Origin of the sequence: Cyanobium sp. Aljojuca 7D2 (assembly GCF_024346415.1) — a bacterium.
GTDB lineage: Bacteria > Cyanobacteriota > Cyanobacteriia > PCC-6307 > Cyanobiaceae > Cyanobium_A.
In genome coordinates this window covers 1-17,613 of record NZ_JAGQCX010000020.1, presented here as the reverse complement: position 1 = coordinate 17,613, position 17,613 = coordinate 1, and the positions used below count along the sequence as shown (strand labels likewise).

Sequence of the window (17,613 nt, the reverse complement as noted above, 5' to 3'; positions counted from 1 at the left end):
GGATATTCTATGGCTTGAAACAGAAGAATTGCTCGTCACTGCATAACCGATCTAGCGAGCTTCCTGCACCCATGTCTCTTGGCTGAAATCAAGGCAGCTTGCTGGAAGCTTTTTCAGGAGTCCCTAAATGACTAGGGGCTTTCGAGAACCCTAACGCAGTCATCCAATGCCTCCATGTGTTCATCTTCTGTAAGGGCATCCCAGGCTTCTTTCTGACGCAGTTGCTCGGCCTCCTCCTCTTCGTCGACAAAGCTCGACTCCGCGTCGAAAAGCTCGTACGGCGCCTCAAGGGGGTCGTATTCGGTATCAATCCCCAACGCGACGAGCACATTGCATAGGCAGTGCGCCCAGGTGCAGTTGCCGTATTCCACTGAATCCGTGGCCTCCTGGATCCAAACATGCGGCGTGCCCAGGGCTTTGGTGAAATCCCCCTCCTCGACAAACCTGTTGTACGTACTCGCTAGGAATTCTTTTTTCTCATCCGAGAGATCCCCGTCCCGGGCATAGTCAGCAATAACGGATTGGATGCACAGCTGTTCAACCATCGTGAACTCGCGAGGAACTGACCGCGAAGCTCATGTCTTGGCGGATCAGTTGAACCTAAAACTGAAGATCAAGCTGAATAGCCCACGAGCTTCAAATGTGCTGCGTATCAGCTTGCGCCATGCCAACAGCGCAGTTGGCTTAAGCCGAGGGAGTCGGGCTTGAGGGTGCTGGCGCTGCTGGACATGAGCGCTGCCTGGCGAAAGGGATTGGGCCATGGCGACGCGCCCGGCCCGCTGGTGCTCAGTACAGCCCGGGAACGTTCCGAAGGTCTGCATGACCTGCCATTGGTTCCGCCTTCACGGCGGGGTGAACTGCATCCCGGCGCTCCCCCGCCAGCTGCACCTGGGCCTGATTGCCCATGGTGAGCACTTCATCAGCCGCTGCCAGGGCTGAACCGATGGGATTGTCCGGCAGAAGGGCCCGGCTTCCCGGGTTCGCTTAACCAGACCTCACGCCCCATCAAAACCCCCTGGACTGAGTCCAAGGAGGATGGGTGAAGCAGCTCTGGGGAGCCTGAGCCAGGAAGCTCAGAAGTAGAGGAGCAGACCGCTGAGAGCGGTCATCACCGGTTTCTCTGTGCCAGGTAGCTTGTGCGGGTGAGCACATCGGTCGTCATGCCGGTGAGCACCACCACCAGAGCAATGACAACGGTGATGGCGACGGCATAGCCGGTGCTCGTGGAGCAGCCGAGGCCGAGCTTGCCAAGGATGCTTTGGCCAGTGAGCAGCACTGTGCCTAGACCGATCAGGAAGCCAACCATGGCCTGGATTCCAGCCACTGGCTGCGCTCAGTCCGGCGCACCACCCAGGGAGCCGGAGGGGTTGGGGAGACGCCCCTCCACCTCCAGCCGCATCGTGATGATCCGCTGCACCACATACACCAGCTGGGCCGTGCTCCAGCCCGCCATCAACACCCCATTCACCGCCTCGGCGACGCTGAGCAGGCGCCAGCACGCCGGCAGGGTCATGTCGCCATAGCCCACCGTGGTGAATGTGATGCCGGAGAAATAGAGGCTGCCCTCCAACCCCGAAAACAAGCCCAGCCCCTGATACAGCAGGGCCCAGAGCAGGATCTCCACCCACAGCGCCAGCGCCGTGAGCAGGGCCATCGCCAGGATCATCAACAGCCGCCGCCGGCTGCGCGGCGCGCACCAGGCGTCGAGCCGTTGCCGGTGGGTGAGCTCCGCCTGGATCACCGTCACCAGCGTGTGAATGATGGCGGTGAGGATCAACATGCCCACCGCCATGCCCAGCTGCGCCGGCAACCCCATACAAATTCCAGGGGCCTGGGGTGGTGTGCCCTGGCCCCAGGCAGGTGCGGCCGCGGCCAGCACACCCAGGCCACCGGCACCAGCCAGCCGCCGATGGCGCGGCAGCAGCATGCTCTTCATCCGATTCACTCAGCTCCCGACAACTCTGGAGTGAGCGGCTCCGGCACGGGCATCCCCAGCCAGCGCGCTTCCTCCCGCGCCGCCGGCAGCAGCCGTTGCAGCTGCTCGCGGCTGGCGGCGGGATCTGCCTCGAGCTGGCGATACCGACGCAGCGCACTGTTGGGAAACAGCAGCAGCCCCACGGCCAGCGCCAGGCCACAGCCCATCAGGTAGTCGATCCAGCGGTTGGGGATGTACCAGGCCACCAGCGGCCCGTAGCCCACAAACGCCACCCCGCTGGAGATCAACGCCGTGCGCAGATAACTCGCCTTGTTCAACGCCATCACCAACGCCGCCGTGCCGCCCATCACCAGGCCGTTCTGCAGCGCCCCGATCCCCAGGGTGTTGAACACCAACAACGGCATCAGGATGCCGAACGACACACCAACCATCCGGTCGCGCACCCGGCCGAGGGTGTCGCCGATGCTGTCGTTCAGCAGCAACACCACCCCGAAATAAAGATATTTCGGGGTCACCGCGCCCACCCCCTGGCCGATGGCCAGGGCCAGGCTGGCAAACACCAACTTGCGCCAGAAAAACGGCGATTGCAGGCCTGCGATCACCCGCTCCGCCACGGGCGGCTCGGCCGGCTCCGGGGCCGGGCCCGCTGCTGGGCCCTCAGAGGCGGGGATCACGGCAGGCGAGAAGGCCAGCTGCACCGCCGTGCCGATCGCCAGGCCCAGGGCAATGGCCAGCACTTCCTGGCCCCAATCGTCCCAGCTGGGCGCACTGGTCAGTAGCGGCAGCACGCCCGCCACTGCCACAACGCCCGAGAGCATCCGCAATTTGCCGGGCAGCAGCAGGGTGAGCAGCTGCATCAACGCCGCCACCATCCCAAACAGAAACACCTGGGGCACCGCGCTCAGGGCCAGCGCCAGCACGACGCCCACCGCCATGCAGAACCCCACCACCACCAGCAACACCGGATAGATCGCCAGGGGCCAGCGGCTGAAATCCGTTCGCACGATCAGGGCCGCGATCACCGCGCCATAGGCGATCGCCTCACTGCTGAGGGTGAGGCCATCGCACGCCGCACTGGTCAGCCCCACCGCCAGAGCGATCACCAGGGCCCCACGCAGCTGCACCATTCAGGCCCGTGGGGGCCGCAACGCCCGGGCCCAGCCCACCAGCAGCACCACCAGCAGCAGCGCCACCCAGAACCACAGCCGCGGCGGCGAGCTGATCGCCGCGATCACCAGCAGCAGCAGCGCAATCCAGGGGGCCGGCTGCCGCCAGGGGTTCAACCAACGATCACGGTTATTCATCGCTCAGCACCCCCCAGCCAGCGCAGGAACGGCAGCACAAAGCTCACCAGGGAGCGCCGCTCCACCTCCACCTTGGCCCGAGCCGGCGTGCCGTTCTCCAGCGGCAGATCGGGCCCCCGCCCGCTGCTCCAGCGCAATCCACTCGGGGTGGCGGCGGGCTCCAGTTCCACGGTCACCAGGCGCACCGGCGAGCTGATCTTGTCGGCAACGGTGGCCAGGGGGTCGCCACCTTCACCAAAGGCCGCCTGCCGGCTGCGGGCGATCAGGCTCTCGGCCAGCTCCGGATCACCCACCACCCGGCTCACCTCCGCCAGATCGGCGATCGCCGGGGAGATGGCCACAATCCGGCCCTCCACAGAGCCGTAACGCTCGGCCGTGCCGCCATAGCGGTCTCGCGTCTGCAGCAGGGGATCGAGCTGGATCGACTCGCCCAGCCGCAGCCGCACCACATCGGCATCACTGAACAGCGCCGTGGCCAGACGCGGGCGGACGCTCTGCTCCGGCCCGGGGCCCAGGGTGCCCAGCCGTTGCCCCGGCAGCACCGCCTGTCCCGGGCTGACCGCCAGGCTCAACAGCCGGCCGGCCCGTGGCGCCAGCACCGCCTGGGCATCCTCCTGACCCTCGAGTTCGGCGCGGTTGGCATCGAGCTGGGCCAGTTGGCCCTGCAGGGCTTTGATCTGACTCAGGTTGCGCAGGTAGAGATCCTGAGCGCCCACCCACAGCGGGCTGTAGCGGGGGATCACCTCATCGCGGCGCAGGGTTTCGAGCGCCGCCAGCTGCTTCTGCACCGGCTGGTTGGTGGTGCGCAGCGTGCCGATCTGGGCCCGGATCGCCTCCTGCTGCCGGTCGATGGCCTGCCCTTGCCGCTCCAGGGCCGCAGGGTTGGGGCCCACCACACCAGCGCCCGCCGCCGCCTGGTCCACCCGATTCAGCGTGGCCAGCAATTCGCCTTGACGCACGGCATCGCCCACCCGCCGGGGCAGGGCCTGCACCTGGCCTGCCGATCGCGCATAAAACCCAACGCGGCTGTCCGGCTGCAGCAGCACCGCACTGCCCTCCACCTTCACGGCCACGCCCGGCGAGAGGGCCCAGGCTCCACTGATCGCCGTCACGAGCGCCATTGGCAGCAGGCTCAGCGCCCGGTCCGTTGCTGCCATGCCGCCCTGCTGCGCTGCCACGGAAGAAGTGGCCTTACCGTACCGGCAATTCTTTCGTTTAGAGCTTTGCGTCGGCGATCCCGCTGGATGAGTGCGCTCGCAGCGGTGATCCTGGGCCTGGTGCCGGGCCAGGGGGTTCAAGCCGCCACCCCTCCCCTGGTGCTCAGCCGTCAGCAGGCGCTCGAGCTGGGCTTGGGCGGCTCCCTCAGCTTGCGCAGCCGGGTGCTGACCGTGGAGGAAAACCAGGCGCTCGTTGGCCTGGCCCGCTCCCGTTTTCTCCCCAAGCTCGACCTGGTGGCCCTGGGGACCTTTGCCCAGGTGAATACCGACATCGGCTTTATTTCCAACCTGCCCACCATCGGCGATCTCAACCTCAATCTCGGTGGCGACAGTTCAGCCCTGATCAACAACACGTTTGTGAATCTGGGCCTGATCCTGACCCTGCCGCTGGTGGACTTCGGCCGCGGCCCGCTGCAGCAGGCGGCCCAGGCCGATCTGCAGGCAGCCCGCGCCGACCAGGAGGAACAGCAGCGGCGCTCCCGCTTTGACATCCTCAGCCGCTACCTCGCCGCCCAGCTGAGCGCGGCCCAGCTTCCGGTGTGGGAAAGCTCCCTGGCGCTCTCGCGGCGCCTGCTGAGCGATGTCAACGCCATCCGGCGCGAAGGCCTGGCCCCTCGCATCGACACCTTTCAGGCTGAAGCCCTGCTGCAGGCCGACCTGCAGGGATTGGCCGAGGCGCAGGCCCAGCACGCCATTGCCCTGAGTGCTCTGGCCCGGGTGTTGAATCTGCCAGCCGAATCCCCCGTGGAAGCCAGCGATCCACTCCAGCCCGACCCAGCCTGGAGCCACAGCCTCAGCGACAGCCTCAGCCAGGCCATCGCGCAGCGCCCCGCCCTGGACAGCCTGATCCAACTGCAGCAGGCCCAACGCGCCAGGGTGCAACTGGCCCGGGCCGGGCGGTTGCCCAGCGTCGGGTTGCTGCTGGGTGGAGGGATCAGCGGCGATTGGCTCAACGTTCCCAACCAGAGCGTCACCCCCAATGTCAGCAGCGGCGGCATGGGTGCGTCGTTGCCGACGCTCAGCACCAGCGGCAATGCCTCGGGCAGCTTTACGGATTGGGGGGCCGCCATCACCGTGCGCCAGCCCCTCTACGACGGCGGCGTCACCCGCGAGTCGATCGCCCTGGCCCAGCGCCGCGCCGACCAGGCGGAGATCAGCGTGGAGCAGGCCCAGCAGGCGATCATCCAGAGCGTGGAAACCTGGTTTGCCACGCACCAGGCAGCCGCGTCGCAAACCACGGCCGCCCGCGCGGCCATCACCGCCGGCGAACGGGCGGTACAGGATGCTCAGCTCCGCTATCGCGCCGGCCTCTCACCGCTCACCGAACTGCTGATCGCCCAGCGCAACCTCCAGGTGGCCCGCTCCGCCGAAGCCAGCGCGATCTACCGCTGGAACCTGAGCCGCGCCGGGCTCGAATTGGAAACGGGTCTGGAGCGCTGATCGCCACCCGGCTCATCCAAGACCCAACAGGGTCGTGCCTTGCGCTGGAGTTACCCATGAGTCGCCGTGTCCATCCCCCTGCCGGTGATCGTCCATGCCCTGGCCGCCACGGCCTGGCCCGGCGGGCATTTGCTGTTGCATCTTGGGGTGCTGCCCAGCGCGCTGCAAAAGCGAAGCGCAGCTTCTCTGGGAGACGTTTGTGCCGCAGGGCCTCACCGCCCTGGCCATCCAGGCGCTGACGGGGCTGTGGATGGGCTGGATCTATCTGCCCGGGGTCCAGGGTGTCTTCAGCCCAGCCAGCCCGATCGGGATGCTGGTGGGCGTCAAGCTGTTGCGCCTGGCCAGCACCGCTGTCCTCGCCCTGCACGCCCGCTTGAGGCTCATCCCCAACCGCAGCGATGACAACCTCAGCGGCCTGGCTTGGCACATCCGCAGCATCACAGACCTGGCGGGCGATCGCCTTTGTGGTGGTGGGTGCCCTGATCCGGCTGGGTGGATTGAGCTGGGCTGAGCGGGGCGGGGCACAACAAAGCCCTGGTCGAGGTCCCTAGAAATTTGTCTCCTCAGCCGTGGTGCCGTCCCAAGGGGAGCGGGCGCAGCTGTGCGAGAGGCTTGCTTGGCAACAGCCGTGATCGTTGTCCGATCAGAGGGTCTTCAGTTGTGGTCGGAGCTGCCGGCGCTGGCACCTGGCACCTGGGGCCAGGTGTCTAGGGGGACGTTCTGCAGCTCCGGGGCACCTGAGGCGATGCAGTGGACGGCCATCAGGCCAGGAGCATCCGTGATCCGTAGAGAGTGTTGGAGCTGGGCCGGATCGTCAGCGCGCTCCTGTGGCTCAACGAAGAGTGGTGTGGCCGGCCGGGGCCACCGGGGTGGAACGGAAGCCGCCTGGATTGAGCGGATCGGACTTGATGCGGACCGAGGGCGCGCCGTACTGGCCAGGGACGACGCAGCCGCTCACTCCGTAGGGGCTGCCCAATGCTCCGCAGGTCTGCGACAAGGCTGGGGCCGCGGCGAGTAGTGCCGCGCCACCAATCACCACCGAGAGCGTCCGGCTGCTGCTGGCGTGTTGTTCGACCCAGGAGCTGCAGGCCGCGGCTACCTCCCCAGCCAGTGAGCGGAAGCTGCGGCCGGCCAGCTGGTCGAGCTGGTCTCTGAGTTGGGCCGGCACACGCGCCCGGATTTCTACGGTCTGCACGGGGTGCGTGTCAGCTGCGTCGATGGGTCGAAGCGATGAGGTGTCGTCCATGGCGAGGTTGGTTGTTGTGGAGAACGCCCCGGCTCTCCGCGATGCCCTCTTGATCTGGTGGAGGGGCAATGGGCGGCACGCGATTCCCTGGAAGCTCAGGCCAGACGGGGAACGGCCTGCGGACGGGGAGCCGCTGTGTGCACTCAGTACGTGGATTGCCGAGGTGATGCTGCAGCAAACCCAGCTGCAGGTGGCACTGCCCTACTGGCGGCGCTGGATGGAGCGCTTCCCCAGCCTGGAGGCCCTGGCGGCCGCTGAGGAGCACGACGTGCTGCTGCTCTGGCAGGGCCTGGGCTACTACGTGCGCGCCCGGCGCCTGCAGCGGGGGGCGCGGCAGTTGCTAGCCGCCGCAGCCCCTGGCGCCGACCCCTGGCCCCGCACGCTCGAGGGCTGGCTGGCCCTGCCGGGCATCGGCCGCAGCACCGCCGGCAGCATCCTCTCCTCGGCGTTTGATCTGCCCTTTGCGATCCTCGATGGCAACGTCAAGCGGGTGCTGGCGCGGCTGACCGCGAGCCCGCGGCCGCCGGCGCGGGAGCTCCCAGGGCTCTGGCGGCTCAGCGAGCAGTTGCTCGATCCGCAGCGGCCCCGAGCGTTCAACCAGGCTCTGATGGACCTGGGCGCCACCGTCTGCACGCCCCGCAACTCCAGCTGCGGCGTCTGTCCGTGGCAGGGGCACTGCGTTGCCTACGCTGCCGGCGACCCCGCCGCCTACCCGGTGAAAGAAGCGCCCCGCGAGCTGCCGTTTCAGGCGATCGGCGTGGGGGTGGTGCGCAATGCGGCTGGTGAGGTGCTGATCGACCAGCGGCTCAACGAGGGCCTGCTGGGCGGCCTGTGGGAGTTTCCGGGTGGCAAGCAGGAGCCCGGCGAGGAGATCCCGGCCACCATCGCCCGAGAGCTCCGCGAGGAGCTGGCGATCGCGGTGGAGGTGGGCGAGGAGCTGATCACGGTCGACCACGCCTACAGCCACAAGAAGCTGCGCTTCGTGGTGCACCTGTGCACCTGGCGGAGCGGCGAGCCACAGCCGCTGGCGTCCCAGCAGGTGCGCTGGGTGCGGCCCGAGCAGCTGGGCGACTTTCCCTTCCCCGCCGCCAACGCCCGCATCATTGCGGCGCTGCTGGCCCATTTGCAGACTGAGCCCCAGGGGCTGACGAGAGTGTGAAACGCCAAGGGGGTCGACACGGATTGCTGACCTGGGGCGCAGGTCTGCTGCTTCTTGCCTGGGGCCTGCCTAGCCAAGCCCTGCCGGTGCTGCGGGTTGGCGTCGTGGATGGCAGTCAGCCCTGCAGCTACCGCGAGGGTGGGGCCTGGAAGGGCCTGGCGGTGGGGCTCTGGACCCGGGTCGCCCAGACCCAGGACCTGCCCTATGTGTTGCGGCCGATGCCCTCGATTCGGGCCATGCTCGAGGCCACCCGCCAGGGTCAGCTGGATGTGGCGGTGGAGTGCATCAACATCAGCCCGCAGCGGTTTCGGCGCTATCGCTTCAGCCTTCCTTTTCAGGAGGACGGCCAGGCGGTGCTCGTGGTCAACGATCGGATCAGCCTGGGTAGGGAGTTCCTCTCAGCGGTGATGAGTCTTTCGCTGCTGCGGATGGTGGGGCTGCTGGTGCTCACGCTGCTGTTGATGAGCGCCGTGGTCTGGTGGGTGGAAGGCCACGCCGCCCAGGCCTGCGCCAGCGGCAGGAGTCGGGCGCATCACTTCATCAAGGTGTTCACGATCCTGCTCACCGGCGAAGGGGACGACGCGATCGTGGACACCAGCCGCGGTCGCGGTGTGCTGATGGTTGGCTACCTCGTGCGCAACGTGTCCAGTGCGGTGCTGGTGGGTTTCCTGACCGTGGAACTGGTGGAGGAAGCCCGAGGCCGTGCCAACCGCCACTTTGAAACGCTGGCTGAGGTGGCGACCCTGCGGGTCGGCTACAAGGCGGGCACCGTCAGTGAAGACCTGCTCCGCGAACTGGGCTTGCAGCCGGCCCCGGTGGGTCGCCAAGCCGTACCTGGGCGGGTGCCGCTCGCGTCGATCACCAGCGCCATAAATCTCTTGCGTCAGGGCAGCCTCGATGCGGTCTTGGCCGACGAGTTGCAGCTTCGCTACCTCAAGGCCCAGGCCTCCAGCGGCGGCCTGATGCCCGTGCTGGCGATCGCTGGGATTCGCCCGGAATCCCAGGGCTTTGCCTTCTCGCCAAGGCTGCCCGCGACCACCGCGCGGCGCATCGATCTGGCGATCACAGAGCTCAAGCGTAGGGGTGTGGTGCAGCAGCTGCGCCGCGAGGCGCTGGCTGCTCCGCTGGCCGATGAGCCGAGCCTGTCCTCCGCGAACTGACCATGGCGCCCGCTCCTCTGGTGATCTGCCTTGGTGAGGCTCTGATCGATCGCCTCGGCCCCCATGGGGGTGATCCGGCTGTGGATCCAGCGCGCTGCGACGACCGCCTCGGAGGCGCCCCCGCCAACGTGGCCTGTGCCTTAATGCGGTTGGGGACCCCCAGCGGCTTTCTGGGGCGGCTCGGCCGCGATGCCATCGGTGCGGCCTTCCGCGCCTTGTTTGCCGCCCGTGGTGTTGACACTGCAGCCCTGCAGTGGGATGCCGAGCGGCCCACGCGGATCGTGCTGGTGCGGCGCGATGCGTCCGGGGATCGGCAGTTCGGCGGTTTTGCCGGGGATCGGGGTGCGGGATTTGCGGATCAGGCGCTTGATGCCAGCGCGTTGTCTGCCGCACTCGGGCCCCTGCTGGCGACGGCGCGCTGGTTGCTAGTGGGCACGATCCCGCTCGCGTCGCCCGCCGCGGCGTCAGCCTTGCAGCTGGCCTGCCGTGAGGCCGCGGCGGCCGGCGTGGCCCTGGCCCTCGATGTGAATTGGCGCCCCACCTTCTGGGATCCGGCCGCCGATCCCGCCAGTGGCCCCACCCCGGCTCAGAGCGCCGCCATCGCCCCCCTGTTGCAGCAGGCCGCCCTGCTCAAGTGCGCGGCCGAGGAAGCCCGCTGGCTGTTTGGCAGCGACGACCCGGCGGTGGTCAGCGCCGCCCTGCCGCAGCACCCGGATGTGGTGGTCACCGATGGCGGGGCGCCGCTGCGGTGGTGCTTTTCCGGCCGCAGTGGCGAGTTGCGGGCCTTTCGGGTACCGGTGGTCGACACCACCGGTGCGGGCGATGCCTTCACGGCGGGTTTGTTGCACGGCTTGTTGCACAACCCATCCCAGAGCGAGTTGCACAACCAGCCGGAGCCGCTGCTGCGCTTTGCCAGTGCCTGCGGTGCCCTGGTCTGCCAGGGGGCCGGCGCCATTGATCCCCAGCCCAGCGCCAACGCGGTGGAGGCTTTCCTCGCCAGCCACGACGCCTGAGAGCGTTGAGCTGCTCAGGTTGGTGCGCTCAGTCCGGTGCGCACAGCTCGAGCTGGCGCCCGGCATCGGGGTTGTGGGGGTCGGCCAGGTTCAGATGGATCCGCCAGCAGCCCGCCGGCAGCACGCTGAGCCGCTCGGGCCACTCCACCGCCAGCAGGGCGCCTACAGCCCGGGCCTCTTCCTCTTCCTGGGCAAACAGTTCATCGGCTGCGGCGGCCAGCTCCAGCCGGTAGAGATCGAGGTGCACCAGGCCGCCGCCACCACCACCACCTCCCGGCAGCGGGTAGTGCTGGGCCAGGGCGAAGGTGGGGCTGGTGATCGGCTCGCGGATGCCCAGGCCGGCGGCCAGGCCCTGCACCAGGCAGGTTTTGCCGGCGCCCAGATCGCCCTGCAGCAGCAAGGTGCTGCCGGGTCCAAGCCGCGCGGCCAGCTGGCGGCCGAAGGCGTGGGTGGCGGCGGCATCGGCGAGGTGGTGGGTCACGGTGGGCGTTCACGCGGGCTCAAGACCTGCTTGTAGATTGCCCTTACAGCGAGCCCGAAGCCTCGGCGTCTCCGCAGAACTTTCCAAACCACGCCCTCCCAGCCGGGAGCGAGCTGTACCCCAAGCGAGAACAAAACCCATGGTGGCTACCCCCGCCGCTCCTGCACTGCAGAGCACCAACACCTATGTGATTGCCGATCTCGGCCTGGCCGAGTTCGGCCGCAAGGAGATCGCGATCGCCGAAACCGAGATGCCCGGCCTGATGGCCCTGCGCGCCAAGTTCGGCGCGGAGCAGCCCCTCAAGGGCGCTCGCATCGCGGGCTCCCTGCACATGACGATTCAGACCGCCGTTCTGATCGAAACCCTGGTGGCCCTCGGCGCCGAGGTGCGCTGGGCCAGCTGCAACATCTTCTCCACCCAGGACCACGCCGCCGCCGCGATTGCCGCTGCCAACGTTCCCGTGTTCGCCTACAAGGGCGAAACCCTTGATGAGTACTGGGCCTTCACCCACCGCATCCTCGAGTGGGGCGATGGCGGCACGCCCAACATGATCCTCGACGACGGCGGCGATGCCACCGGCCTGGTGGTGCTGGGCACCAAGGCTGAGCGCGATCCCTCCGTTCTCGACCATCCCTCCAACGAAGAGGAAACGGCCCTCTTCAACAGCATCCGCCAGAAGCTGGCAGCCCAGCCTGGCTTCTACTCCCGCATCTACGCCAACATCCAGGGCGTCACCGAGGAGACCACCACCGGTGTGGCCCGCCTCTACCAGATGCAGAAGGCTGGCGAGCTGCCCTTCCCCGCCATCAACGTCAACGACTCGGTCACCAAGAGCAAGTTCGACAACCTCTACGGCTGTCGCGAATCGCTGGTGGACAGCATCAAGCGTGCCACCGACGTGATGGTGGCCGGCAAGGTCGCCCTGGTGCTCGGTTACGGCGATGTGGGCAAGGGTTCGGCCCAGTCGCTGCGCGGCCTCGGCGCCACCGTGATGATTGCTGAGATCGACCCGATCTGCGCCCTGCAGGCCGCCATGGAGGGCTACCGCGTGGTGCGTCTCGACGACGTGGTGGGCGACGTGGACATCTTCGTGACCGCCACCGGCAACTTCAAGGTGATCCGCCACGAGCACCTGATCCAGATGAAGGATCAGGCAATCGTGTGCAACATCGGCCACTTCGACAACGAGATCGATGTCGCCTCGCTCAAGCGGTACCCCTGGGACAACATCAAGCCCCAGGTGGACCACATCGTGCTGCCTTCCGGCAACAAGATCATCCTGCTGGCGGAAGGCCGCTTGGTGAACCTGGGCTGCGCCACCGGCCACCCCAGCTTCGTGATGAGCAACTCCTTCACCAACCAGGTGCTGGCCCAGATCGAGCTGTTCACCAAGGGTGAGCAGTATGAGAAGCAGGTGTATGTTCTGCCCAAGCACCTTGATGAGATGGTGGCCCGGCTCCACCTCGACAAGATTGGCGCCAAGCTCACCGAGCTCAGCGCTGAGCAGGCCGATTACATCAACGTGCCGGTGGAGGGCCCTTACAAGCTCGAGCACTACCGGTACTGAGGCAGTCCCCCTGAGCTGGTGTGATACGCCCGCCCGCACATGCGTGCGAACGGCGGGCTTTGATCACACCAGCTCAGGCGGACCAGGGGCCATGCCTGAAGGGCACCCTGCACCTGAAGACTGATTCGAAGCCCTCGCTGGAGTTCCGGCGAGGGCTTTTTTGGGCCTGGGGGAGCCTGACGCTCCCGAGGCGCCTGATCAGAAGGGCACTTCCTCTTCGCTGGGGGCGCCGCCACCGAAGGCGCTACCGCCCATGCCGCCACCCATGCCACCTTCGGCGTCGCGCTTGGAGCCGAGAAGCTCCAGCCGGTCGACCCGGATCACGGGCTTGGTGCGCTCCTCGCCGCTGGCCCGGTCGGTCCAGCGGTCGAGCTTGAAGCTGCCGATGATGCCCACCAGGGCTCCCTTGCGGACGTAGTCGGCCGCCACCTGGGCTTGTTTGCCCCAGATTTCCAGGTTGAACCAGTCGGGTTCGTCGTCGCGGCTGCGGCGATTGACGGCGAGGGTGAGGTTGGCCACCACACTCCCCGATTCGAAATAACGGACTTCTGGGTCGCGGCCGGCCCGGCCGACGAGGGTGATGGAATTCACGCCCATGGTGATGTCTCCTGTTGCTGATGGATCAATGATGCGGCACCCGGTTGGGCTGCCACCTTTCATCAGTTCCACCGTTCGAGCCGTCTGTAACACCCTCGTATGATTCGGCCCTTGCAGGCCGGGCGTCCGTGTTTTTTCGTCGTTTCCAGTTTTCGCGGGATATCGGGATCGATCTGGGCACCGCCAACACGCTGATCTTCGTGTCGGGCAAGGGCATCGTGCTGCAGGAGCCCTCTGTGGTGGCGATGGATCTCGAGAAGGGCGTGCCCCTGGCCGTGGGCGATGAGGCCAAGATGATGCTGGGACGCACCCCCGGCAACATCCGTGCCGTGCGGCCGCTGCGCGATGGCGTGATCGCCGACTTCGACGCCGCTGAGCAGATGATCAAAACCTTCATCCAGAAGGCCAATGAGGGCCGCGGCATCGTCGCCCCGCGGTTGGTGATCGGCATCCCCAGCGGCGTCACCGGCGTCGAGCGCCGCGCCGTGCGCGAGGCCGGTCTGGCCGGGGCCCGTGAAGTGCACCTGATCGATGAGCCCGTGGCGGCGGCCATCGGCGCTGGCCTGCCCGTCACCGAGGCGGTGGGCACCATGATCGTCGACATCGGCGGTGGCACCACGGAAGTGGCGGTGTTGAGCCTGGGGGGCACCGTGATCAGTGAGTCGGTGCGGGTGGCTGGCGATGAGCTCAGCGACGCCATCGGCGTATATCTGAAAAAGGTGCACAACCTGGTGGTGGGCGAGCGCACCGCTGAGGACATCAAGATCCGCATCGGCTCCGCCTTCCCCGACGACGCCCACGACAACACCTCGATGGATGTGCGCGGTCTGCACCTGCTTTCCGGCCTGCCCCGCACCATCAACGTGCGCGCCGGCGACATCCGCGAGGCCATGGCCGAACCCCTCAACGTGATCGTCGAGGCGGTGAAGCGCACCCTTGAGCGCACCCCGCCCGAGCTGGCGGCCGACATCGTTGACCGCGGCATCATGCTGGCCGGCGGCGGTGCCCAGGTGCGCGGCATCACCGACCTGATCAGCCACGAAACCGGCATCCTCACCCACGTGGCCGAGGATCCCCTGCTCTGTGTGGTAAACGGTTGCGGCATGGTGCTGGAGGACTACAAGCGTCTGCAGCGCGTGCTCGACACCCCTGACTTCGCACGTCAGATCGCCTGAGCCCGATGCAGGCCGGCCGTAGGCTTCGCCTCCCCGCCCTGCGGGTGATCCTTCAGGCCTGGCCCTGGGCCCTGCTGCTGCTGGCCCTGGTGGCGGTGCGGCTCAGCAAGGGGGCGGGTGTCAGCGATGCCTACGCCCTGCTCAGCCGGCCCTTCTGGCCCGGCAGCGCCCAGGGCGAGTGGATCCGCAGCGCCCAGAGCCTCAGCGACCAAACCCGGCTGCGCCAGCTGGACGCTGACAACCGCCGGCTGCGGGAGCTGCTGGAGTTGCAGGGGCGGGGCGGCCGGGAGGTTTCGGCGCCGGTGATCTCGCGACATGCCGGGGGCTGGTGGCAGCAACTGGTGATCGGCCGCGGCGAGCTGCAAGGCCTCCGGCCCGGCTTGCCGGTGACGGCGCCCGGTGGGCTGATCGGCCGGATCGCCAGCGTCACCCCCACCACCGCCACCGTTGCCCTGCTCACCGATCCCGGCAGCCGCGTGGGCGTGTGGGTGGGCCGCACCCAGCGCCATGGCCTACTCACTGGGATCGGCACCAGCCGGCCCGTGCTGCGCTTTCTGGAGAAGGATCCGGGCGTGCGAGCCGGCGATGTGGTGGCAACGTCGCCGGCCAGCACCCTGGTGCCGCCCAACCTCACCGTGGGGGTGATCCAGTCGGTTGACGACCGCGCCGTGCCGGCCACTGAGGCCGTGGTGCAGCTCAGTGCCCCGGTGGACGCGGTCGATTGGGTGCAGGTGCGGCTGCCGTGAGTCGTCTGGCCCGTCACGGCTGGTGTGTGGCCACGGCCCTACTGGTGCCGTGGCTGGTGCTGGCCGCCCCGGTGCCCCTGACGCTGGCGGGGGTGCCGCCGGCCTGGCCGGTGCTGTGGCTGCTGCCCTGGGCGCTGGTGGATGGTCCGCTCTCCGGGGCCCTGGCCGGCGTGGGGCTCGGTTTGGTGCTGGACGGGCTCCAGCTCGGCCCGATCACCCAGATTCCGGCCCTGGGCTTGCTCGGCTGGTGGTGGGGCCGGCTGGGCCGCCAGGGCCCGCCGATCGAGCGCAGTTTCAACCTGGGGTTGCTGGCCCTGTTGGGCACGGCCCTGCTGGGGGGCAGCCTGATCCTGCAACGCCTGCTGCTGGGGGCGTGGATGCCAGCAGAGGGGCCGCCTACGCCAGCCCTGCACACCTGGCTCGCCCAGACCCTGCTCACGGCGCTGCTGGCGCCGCTGCTGTGCTCCCTGCAGCTGCTGCTGTGGCGCCAGCAGGCCCAGGGCGGGCGAAGCTGAGCCGATGGCACGCGAGCAGGGCCGGCGGCGATTTCTCGAACTCCTCGGCGGGGGTTCGGCCGCGGCGTTGCTGGCGGCCGGGCTCGGCAGTTGCGGCCGATCCGGTGGGGGAGAGGGCTGGGGCGGCGGAGCCTCCGGCGAGCGGGTGCTGAATTTTTGGACCCTGGATCTGGCCCCGAAGTTCAACGGCTATCTGCAGGGGCTGATCGCCGCCTGGGAACGCCAGAACCCCGGCCTCCAGGTGCGCTGGACCGACGTGCCCTGGAGCTCGGTGGAGCGCAAGTTGCTGGCGGCGGTGTTCGCCCGCACCGCCCCCGATCTGGTCAACCTCAACCCCCCTTTTGCCGCCAACCTGGCCAGCAAGGGGGGGCTGCGGGATCTCACCACGGTGCTGCCCGCCGGGGCGGCTGACGCCTACCTGCCGGCGATCTGGGACGCGGGGCGTCAAGAGTCGGGGCAGCAGGGTTCGGCGCAGCAGTTCGCCATTCCCTGGTATCTGACGGCCCGGATCACCATGGCCAACCGCCGGCTGCTGGAGCGGGCTGGCTACGGGGCGCCGCCGCGCTCCTGGGAGGAGGTGCCCGCCTTTGCCGAAGCGGTGCGCCGCCGCACCGGCCGCTACGGCCTGTTTGTCACCGTGGTGCCCGACGACTCGGCCGAGCTGCTGGAAACCCTTGTGCAGATGGGGGTGCAGCTGCTCGATCCCGACCACCGCGCTGCGTTCAACAGCCCCGCCGGCCGCCGCGCCTTCGCCTTCTGGAGCGACCTCTACCGCCGCGGGCTTCTGCCGCGGGAGGTGGTGAGCCAGGGCTATCGGCGGGCGATCGAGCTCTACCAATCGGGCGACCTGGCCCAGGTGGCCACCGGCCCCGATTTCCTGCGCAACCTGCAGACCAATGCCCCCGGCATTGCCGCCGTGACGGCCCCCTTTGCGCCCCTCACCGGCGCCGGTGGGGAGGCCAACGTGGCCGTGATGAACCTGGTGGTGCCGAAGCAGAGCGCCCTGGCGGCCGAGGCGGCCCGGTTTGCGCTGTTTCTCACCAACGGCCCCAACCAGCTGGCCTTCGCTGAGCAGGCGCGGGTGCTGCCCTCCAACCGCGAGGCCCTCCAGCAGTTGGAGGCGTCATTGGGGGCGGCCGGCGGCGCGGGGACGGTCGAGGAGGCGCTGGTGCAGCGGGCCCGGTTGCTTTCCGCCCAGACCCTGCGGCGGGCGCGGGTGCTGGTGCCGGCCAGCCCGGGGGTGAAGCGCCTGCAGGCGATCGTGTACACCCAGCTGCAGCGCGCCATGCTCGGCCAGGTGGGCAGCGATGCTGCTTTGGCCGCGGCGGCCGACGAATGGAACCGCTACGCCCGCGCCCGCTGGGGCTGATATCAGCACTGCCGCAATCTGTCTGTTTCTGCAGAAATCCTTAAAAGTGGTCAGATCGGCTCCGGCATCGGCGATCTGGGGGATGACCGCAGGGCGCTTTGAGAGGTATGGTTGCGATTCTTCATCTCGGCTCCTCGCCCATGCCCTCGGAGGACAGGCCCAGTTCGGGGGATCGCGCGTTTCGTCCAGCGGCTGCTGAGCCCTTCGCCGCTGATCCCATGGGCGACGTTTCCTCCGACATGTTTGGGTCTGCCCCGGTGGAGCCGAAAGCCACCGTGATGGTGGTGGACGACGAAGCGGCCGTGCGCCGGGTGCTGGTGATGCGCCTGCAGCTGGCCGGCTATCGGGTGATCTGCGCCGAGGACGGCGAGGAGGCCCTCAGCCTGTTTCACCAGGAGCAGCCCGATCTCGTCGTGCTCGACGTGATGCTGCCCAAGCTCGATGGCTTTGCGGTGTGCCGGCGCTTGCGGGCTGAATCCTGCGTGCCGATCATCTTCCTCTCGGCCCTCGATGCCATCGCGGAGCGGGTGTCGGGTCTGGATCTCGGTGCAGACGACTACCTGGGGACTCCTGAAAAAGCCAGATCGCCTGCAGCGCAACTTGTTTCAGCGATCAATACCCGATAAACTGACCTCGATCAGGGCAATTGACGATTGCTACAACTGCTGAGCACTGCAGATGTACCGGA

Annotated in this window: 19 protein-coding genes and 1 pseudogene; 11 read left to right on the top strand and 9 right to left on the bottom strand. The window is 67.9% G+C overall.

Annotated elements, in window-relative coordinates; translation table 11 throughout:
• Positions 1-131: 131 nt before the first annotated feature.
• The 6 genes from KBY57_RS14070 to KBY57_RS14045 form a co-directional block, all read right to left on the bottom strand.
• Positions 132-545: a hypothetical protein gene (locus KBY57_RS14070; protein ID WP_254996528.1), complete on the bottom strand. Its 414-nt coding sequence runs from the start codon at positions 543-545 to the stop codon at positions 132-134.
• Positions 546-1,108: 563 nt separating this feature from the next.
• Complete coding sequence (locus KBY57_RS14405; RefSeq protein WP_409996461.1) at positions 1,109-1,306, bottom strand: hypothetical protein; 198 nt, start codon at positions 1,304-1,306, stop codon at positions 1,109-1,111.
• A gap of 27 nt (positions 1,307-1,333) precedes the next feature.
• Entirely contained in the window at positions 1,334-1,936 is a 603-nt protein-coding gene (locus KBY57_RS14060) for a potassium channel family protein (protein ID WP_254996527.1), read from the bottom strand.
• A 5-nt stretch (positions 1,937-1,941) separates the two neighbouring features.
• Entirely contained in the window at positions 1,942-3,063 is a 1,122-nt protein-coding gene (locus tag KBY57_RS14055) for an FUSC family protein (RefSeq protein WP_254996526.1), read from the bottom strand.
• Positions 3,064-3,240, bottom strand: coding sequence for a hypothetical protein (locus KBY57_RS14050; protein ID WP_254996525.1), 177 nt, complete (start codon positions 3,238-3,240; stop codon positions 3,064-3,066).
• Complete coding sequence (locus tag KBY57_RS14045; protein ID WP_254996524.1) at positions 3,237-4,397, bottom strand: hypothetical protein; 1,161 nt, start codon at positions 4,395-4,397, stop codon at positions 3,237-3,239. The genes KBY57_RS14050 and KBY57_RS14045 overlap by 4 nt, the downstream gene beginning before the upstream one ends.
• An 87-nt stretch (positions 4,398-4,484) precedes the next feature.
• Here KBY57_RS14045 and KBY57_RS14040 point away from each other — a divergent pair, with 87 nt between their 5' ends.
• On the top strand, positions 4,485-5,897 hold the full coding sequence (locus KBY57_RS14040; RefSeq protein WP_254996523.1) for a TolC family protein: 1,413 nt from the start codon (positions 4,485-4,487) through the stop codon (positions 5,895-5,897).
• Between the two features lie 199 nt (positions 5,898-6,096).
• Positions 6,097-6,408 carry a CopD family protein gene (locus tag KBY57_RS14035; protein WP_254996522.1) on the top strand — a complete coding sequence of 104 codons (312 nt, stop codon included), beginning with the start codon at positions 6,097-6,099 and terminating at the stop codon, positions 6,406-6,408.
• A gap of 321 nt (positions 6,409-6,729) precedes the next feature.
• On the opposite strand, the gene KBY57_RS14030 is transcribed toward KBY57_RS14035, so the two are convergent.
• Positions 6,730-7,092, bottom strand: coding sequence for a hypothetical protein (locus KBY57_RS14030; RefSeq protein ID WP_254996521.1), 363 nt, complete (start codon positions 7,090-7,092; stop codon positions 6,730-6,732).
• A gap of 49 nt (positions 7,093-7,141) precedes the next feature.
• Here KBY57_RS14030 and mutT point away from each other — a divergent pair, with 49 nt between their 5' ends.
• The 3 genes from mutT to KBY57_RS14015 are packed head-to-tail and all read left to right on the top strand — an operon-like array spanning position 7,142 to position 10,475.
• Complete coding sequence (mutT, locus tag KBY57_RS14025; RefSeq protein ID WP_254996520.1) at positions 7,142-8,302, top strand: 8-oxo-dGTP diphosphatase MutT; 1,161 nt, start codon at positions 7,142-7,144, stop codon at positions 8,300-8,302.
• Entirely contained in the window at positions 8,299-9,462 is a 1,164-nt protein-coding gene (locus KBY57_RS14020; protein ID WP_254996519.1) for a substrate-binding periplasmic protein, read from the top strand. Before mutT ends, KBY57_RS14020 begins: the two co-directional genes overlap by 4 nt.
• A 2-nt stretch (positions 9,463-9,464) precedes the next feature.
• On the top strand, positions 9,465-10,475 hold the full coding sequence (locus tag KBY57_RS14015) for a carbohydrate kinase family protein (protein ID WP_254996518.1): 1,011 nt from the start codon (positions 9,465-9,467) through the stop codon (positions 10,473-10,475).
• A 28-nt stretch (positions 10,476-10,503) separates the two neighbouring features.
• Here KBY57_RS14015 and tsaE read toward each other — a convergent pair whose 3' ends face one another.
• Entirely contained in the window at positions 10,504-10,956 is a 453-nt protein-coding gene (gene tsaE / locus KBY57_RS14010) for a tRNA (adenosine(37)-N6)-threonylcarbamoyltransferase complex ATPase subunit type 1 TsaE (RefSeq protein ID WP_254996517.1), read from the bottom strand.
• 139 nt (positions 10,957-11,095) lie between these two features.
• Here tsaE and ahcY point away from each other — a divergent pair, with 139 nt between their 5' ends.
• Positions 11,096-12,523, top strand: a complete 1,428-nt coding sequence (ahcY, locus tag KBY57_RS14005; RefSeq protein ID WP_254996516.1) for an adenosylhomocysteinase — start codon at positions 11,096-11,098, stop codon at positions 12,521-12,523.
• A 198-nt stretch (positions 12,524-12,721) separates the two neighbouring features.
• Here the strand turns inward: ahcY and KBY57_RS14000 are convergent, their stop codons facing one another.
• Positions 12,722-13,120, bottom strand: coding sequence for a single-stranded DNA-binding protein (locus KBY57_RS14000; protein ID WP_254996515.1), 399 nt, complete (start codon positions 13,118-13,120; stop codon positions 12,722-12,724).
• 128 nt (positions 13,121-13,248) lie between these two features.
• Here KBY57_RS14000 and KBY57_RS13995 point away from each other — a divergent pair, with 128 nt between their 5' ends.
• From KBY57_RS13995 to KBY57_RS13975, 5 genes and pseudogenes are all read left to right on the top strand, one after another.
• Positions 13,249-14,295, top strand: a complete 1,047-nt coding sequence (locus KBY57_RS13995) for a rod shape-determining protein (protein ID WP_254996514.1) — start codon at positions 13,249-13,251, stop codon at positions 14,293-14,295.
• A gap of 5 nt (positions 14,296-14,300) precedes the next feature.
• Positions 14,301-15,041, top strand: coding sequence for a rod shape-determining protein MreC (gene mreC, locus KBY57_RS13990; RefSeq protein ID WP_254996513.1), 741 nt, complete (start codon positions 14,301-14,303; stop codon positions 15,039-15,041).
• Positions 15,038-15,556 (top strand): rod shape-determining protein MreD, encoded by a 519-nt coding sequence (locus KBY57_RS13985; RefSeq protein ID WP_254996512.1) that lies wholly within the window; start codon positions 15,038-15,040, stop codon positions 15,554-15,556. Before mreC ends, KBY57_RS13985 begins: the two co-directional genes overlap by 4 nt.
• A 4-nt stretch (positions 15,557-15,560) precedes the next feature.
• Positions 15,561-16,925 carry an ABC transporter substrate-binding protein gene (locus tag KBY57_RS13980; protein ID WP_254996511.1) on the top strand — a complete coding sequence of 455 codons (1,365 nt, stop codon included), beginning with the start codon at positions 15,561-15,563 and terminating at the stop codon, positions 16,923-16,925.
• 239 nt (positions 16,926-17,164) lie between these two features.
• Positions 17,165-17,539, top strand: a pseudogene (locus KBY57_RS13975) (response regulator); the annotation flags it as partial.
• Between the last annotated feature and the right edge of the window lie 74 nt (positions 17,540-17,613).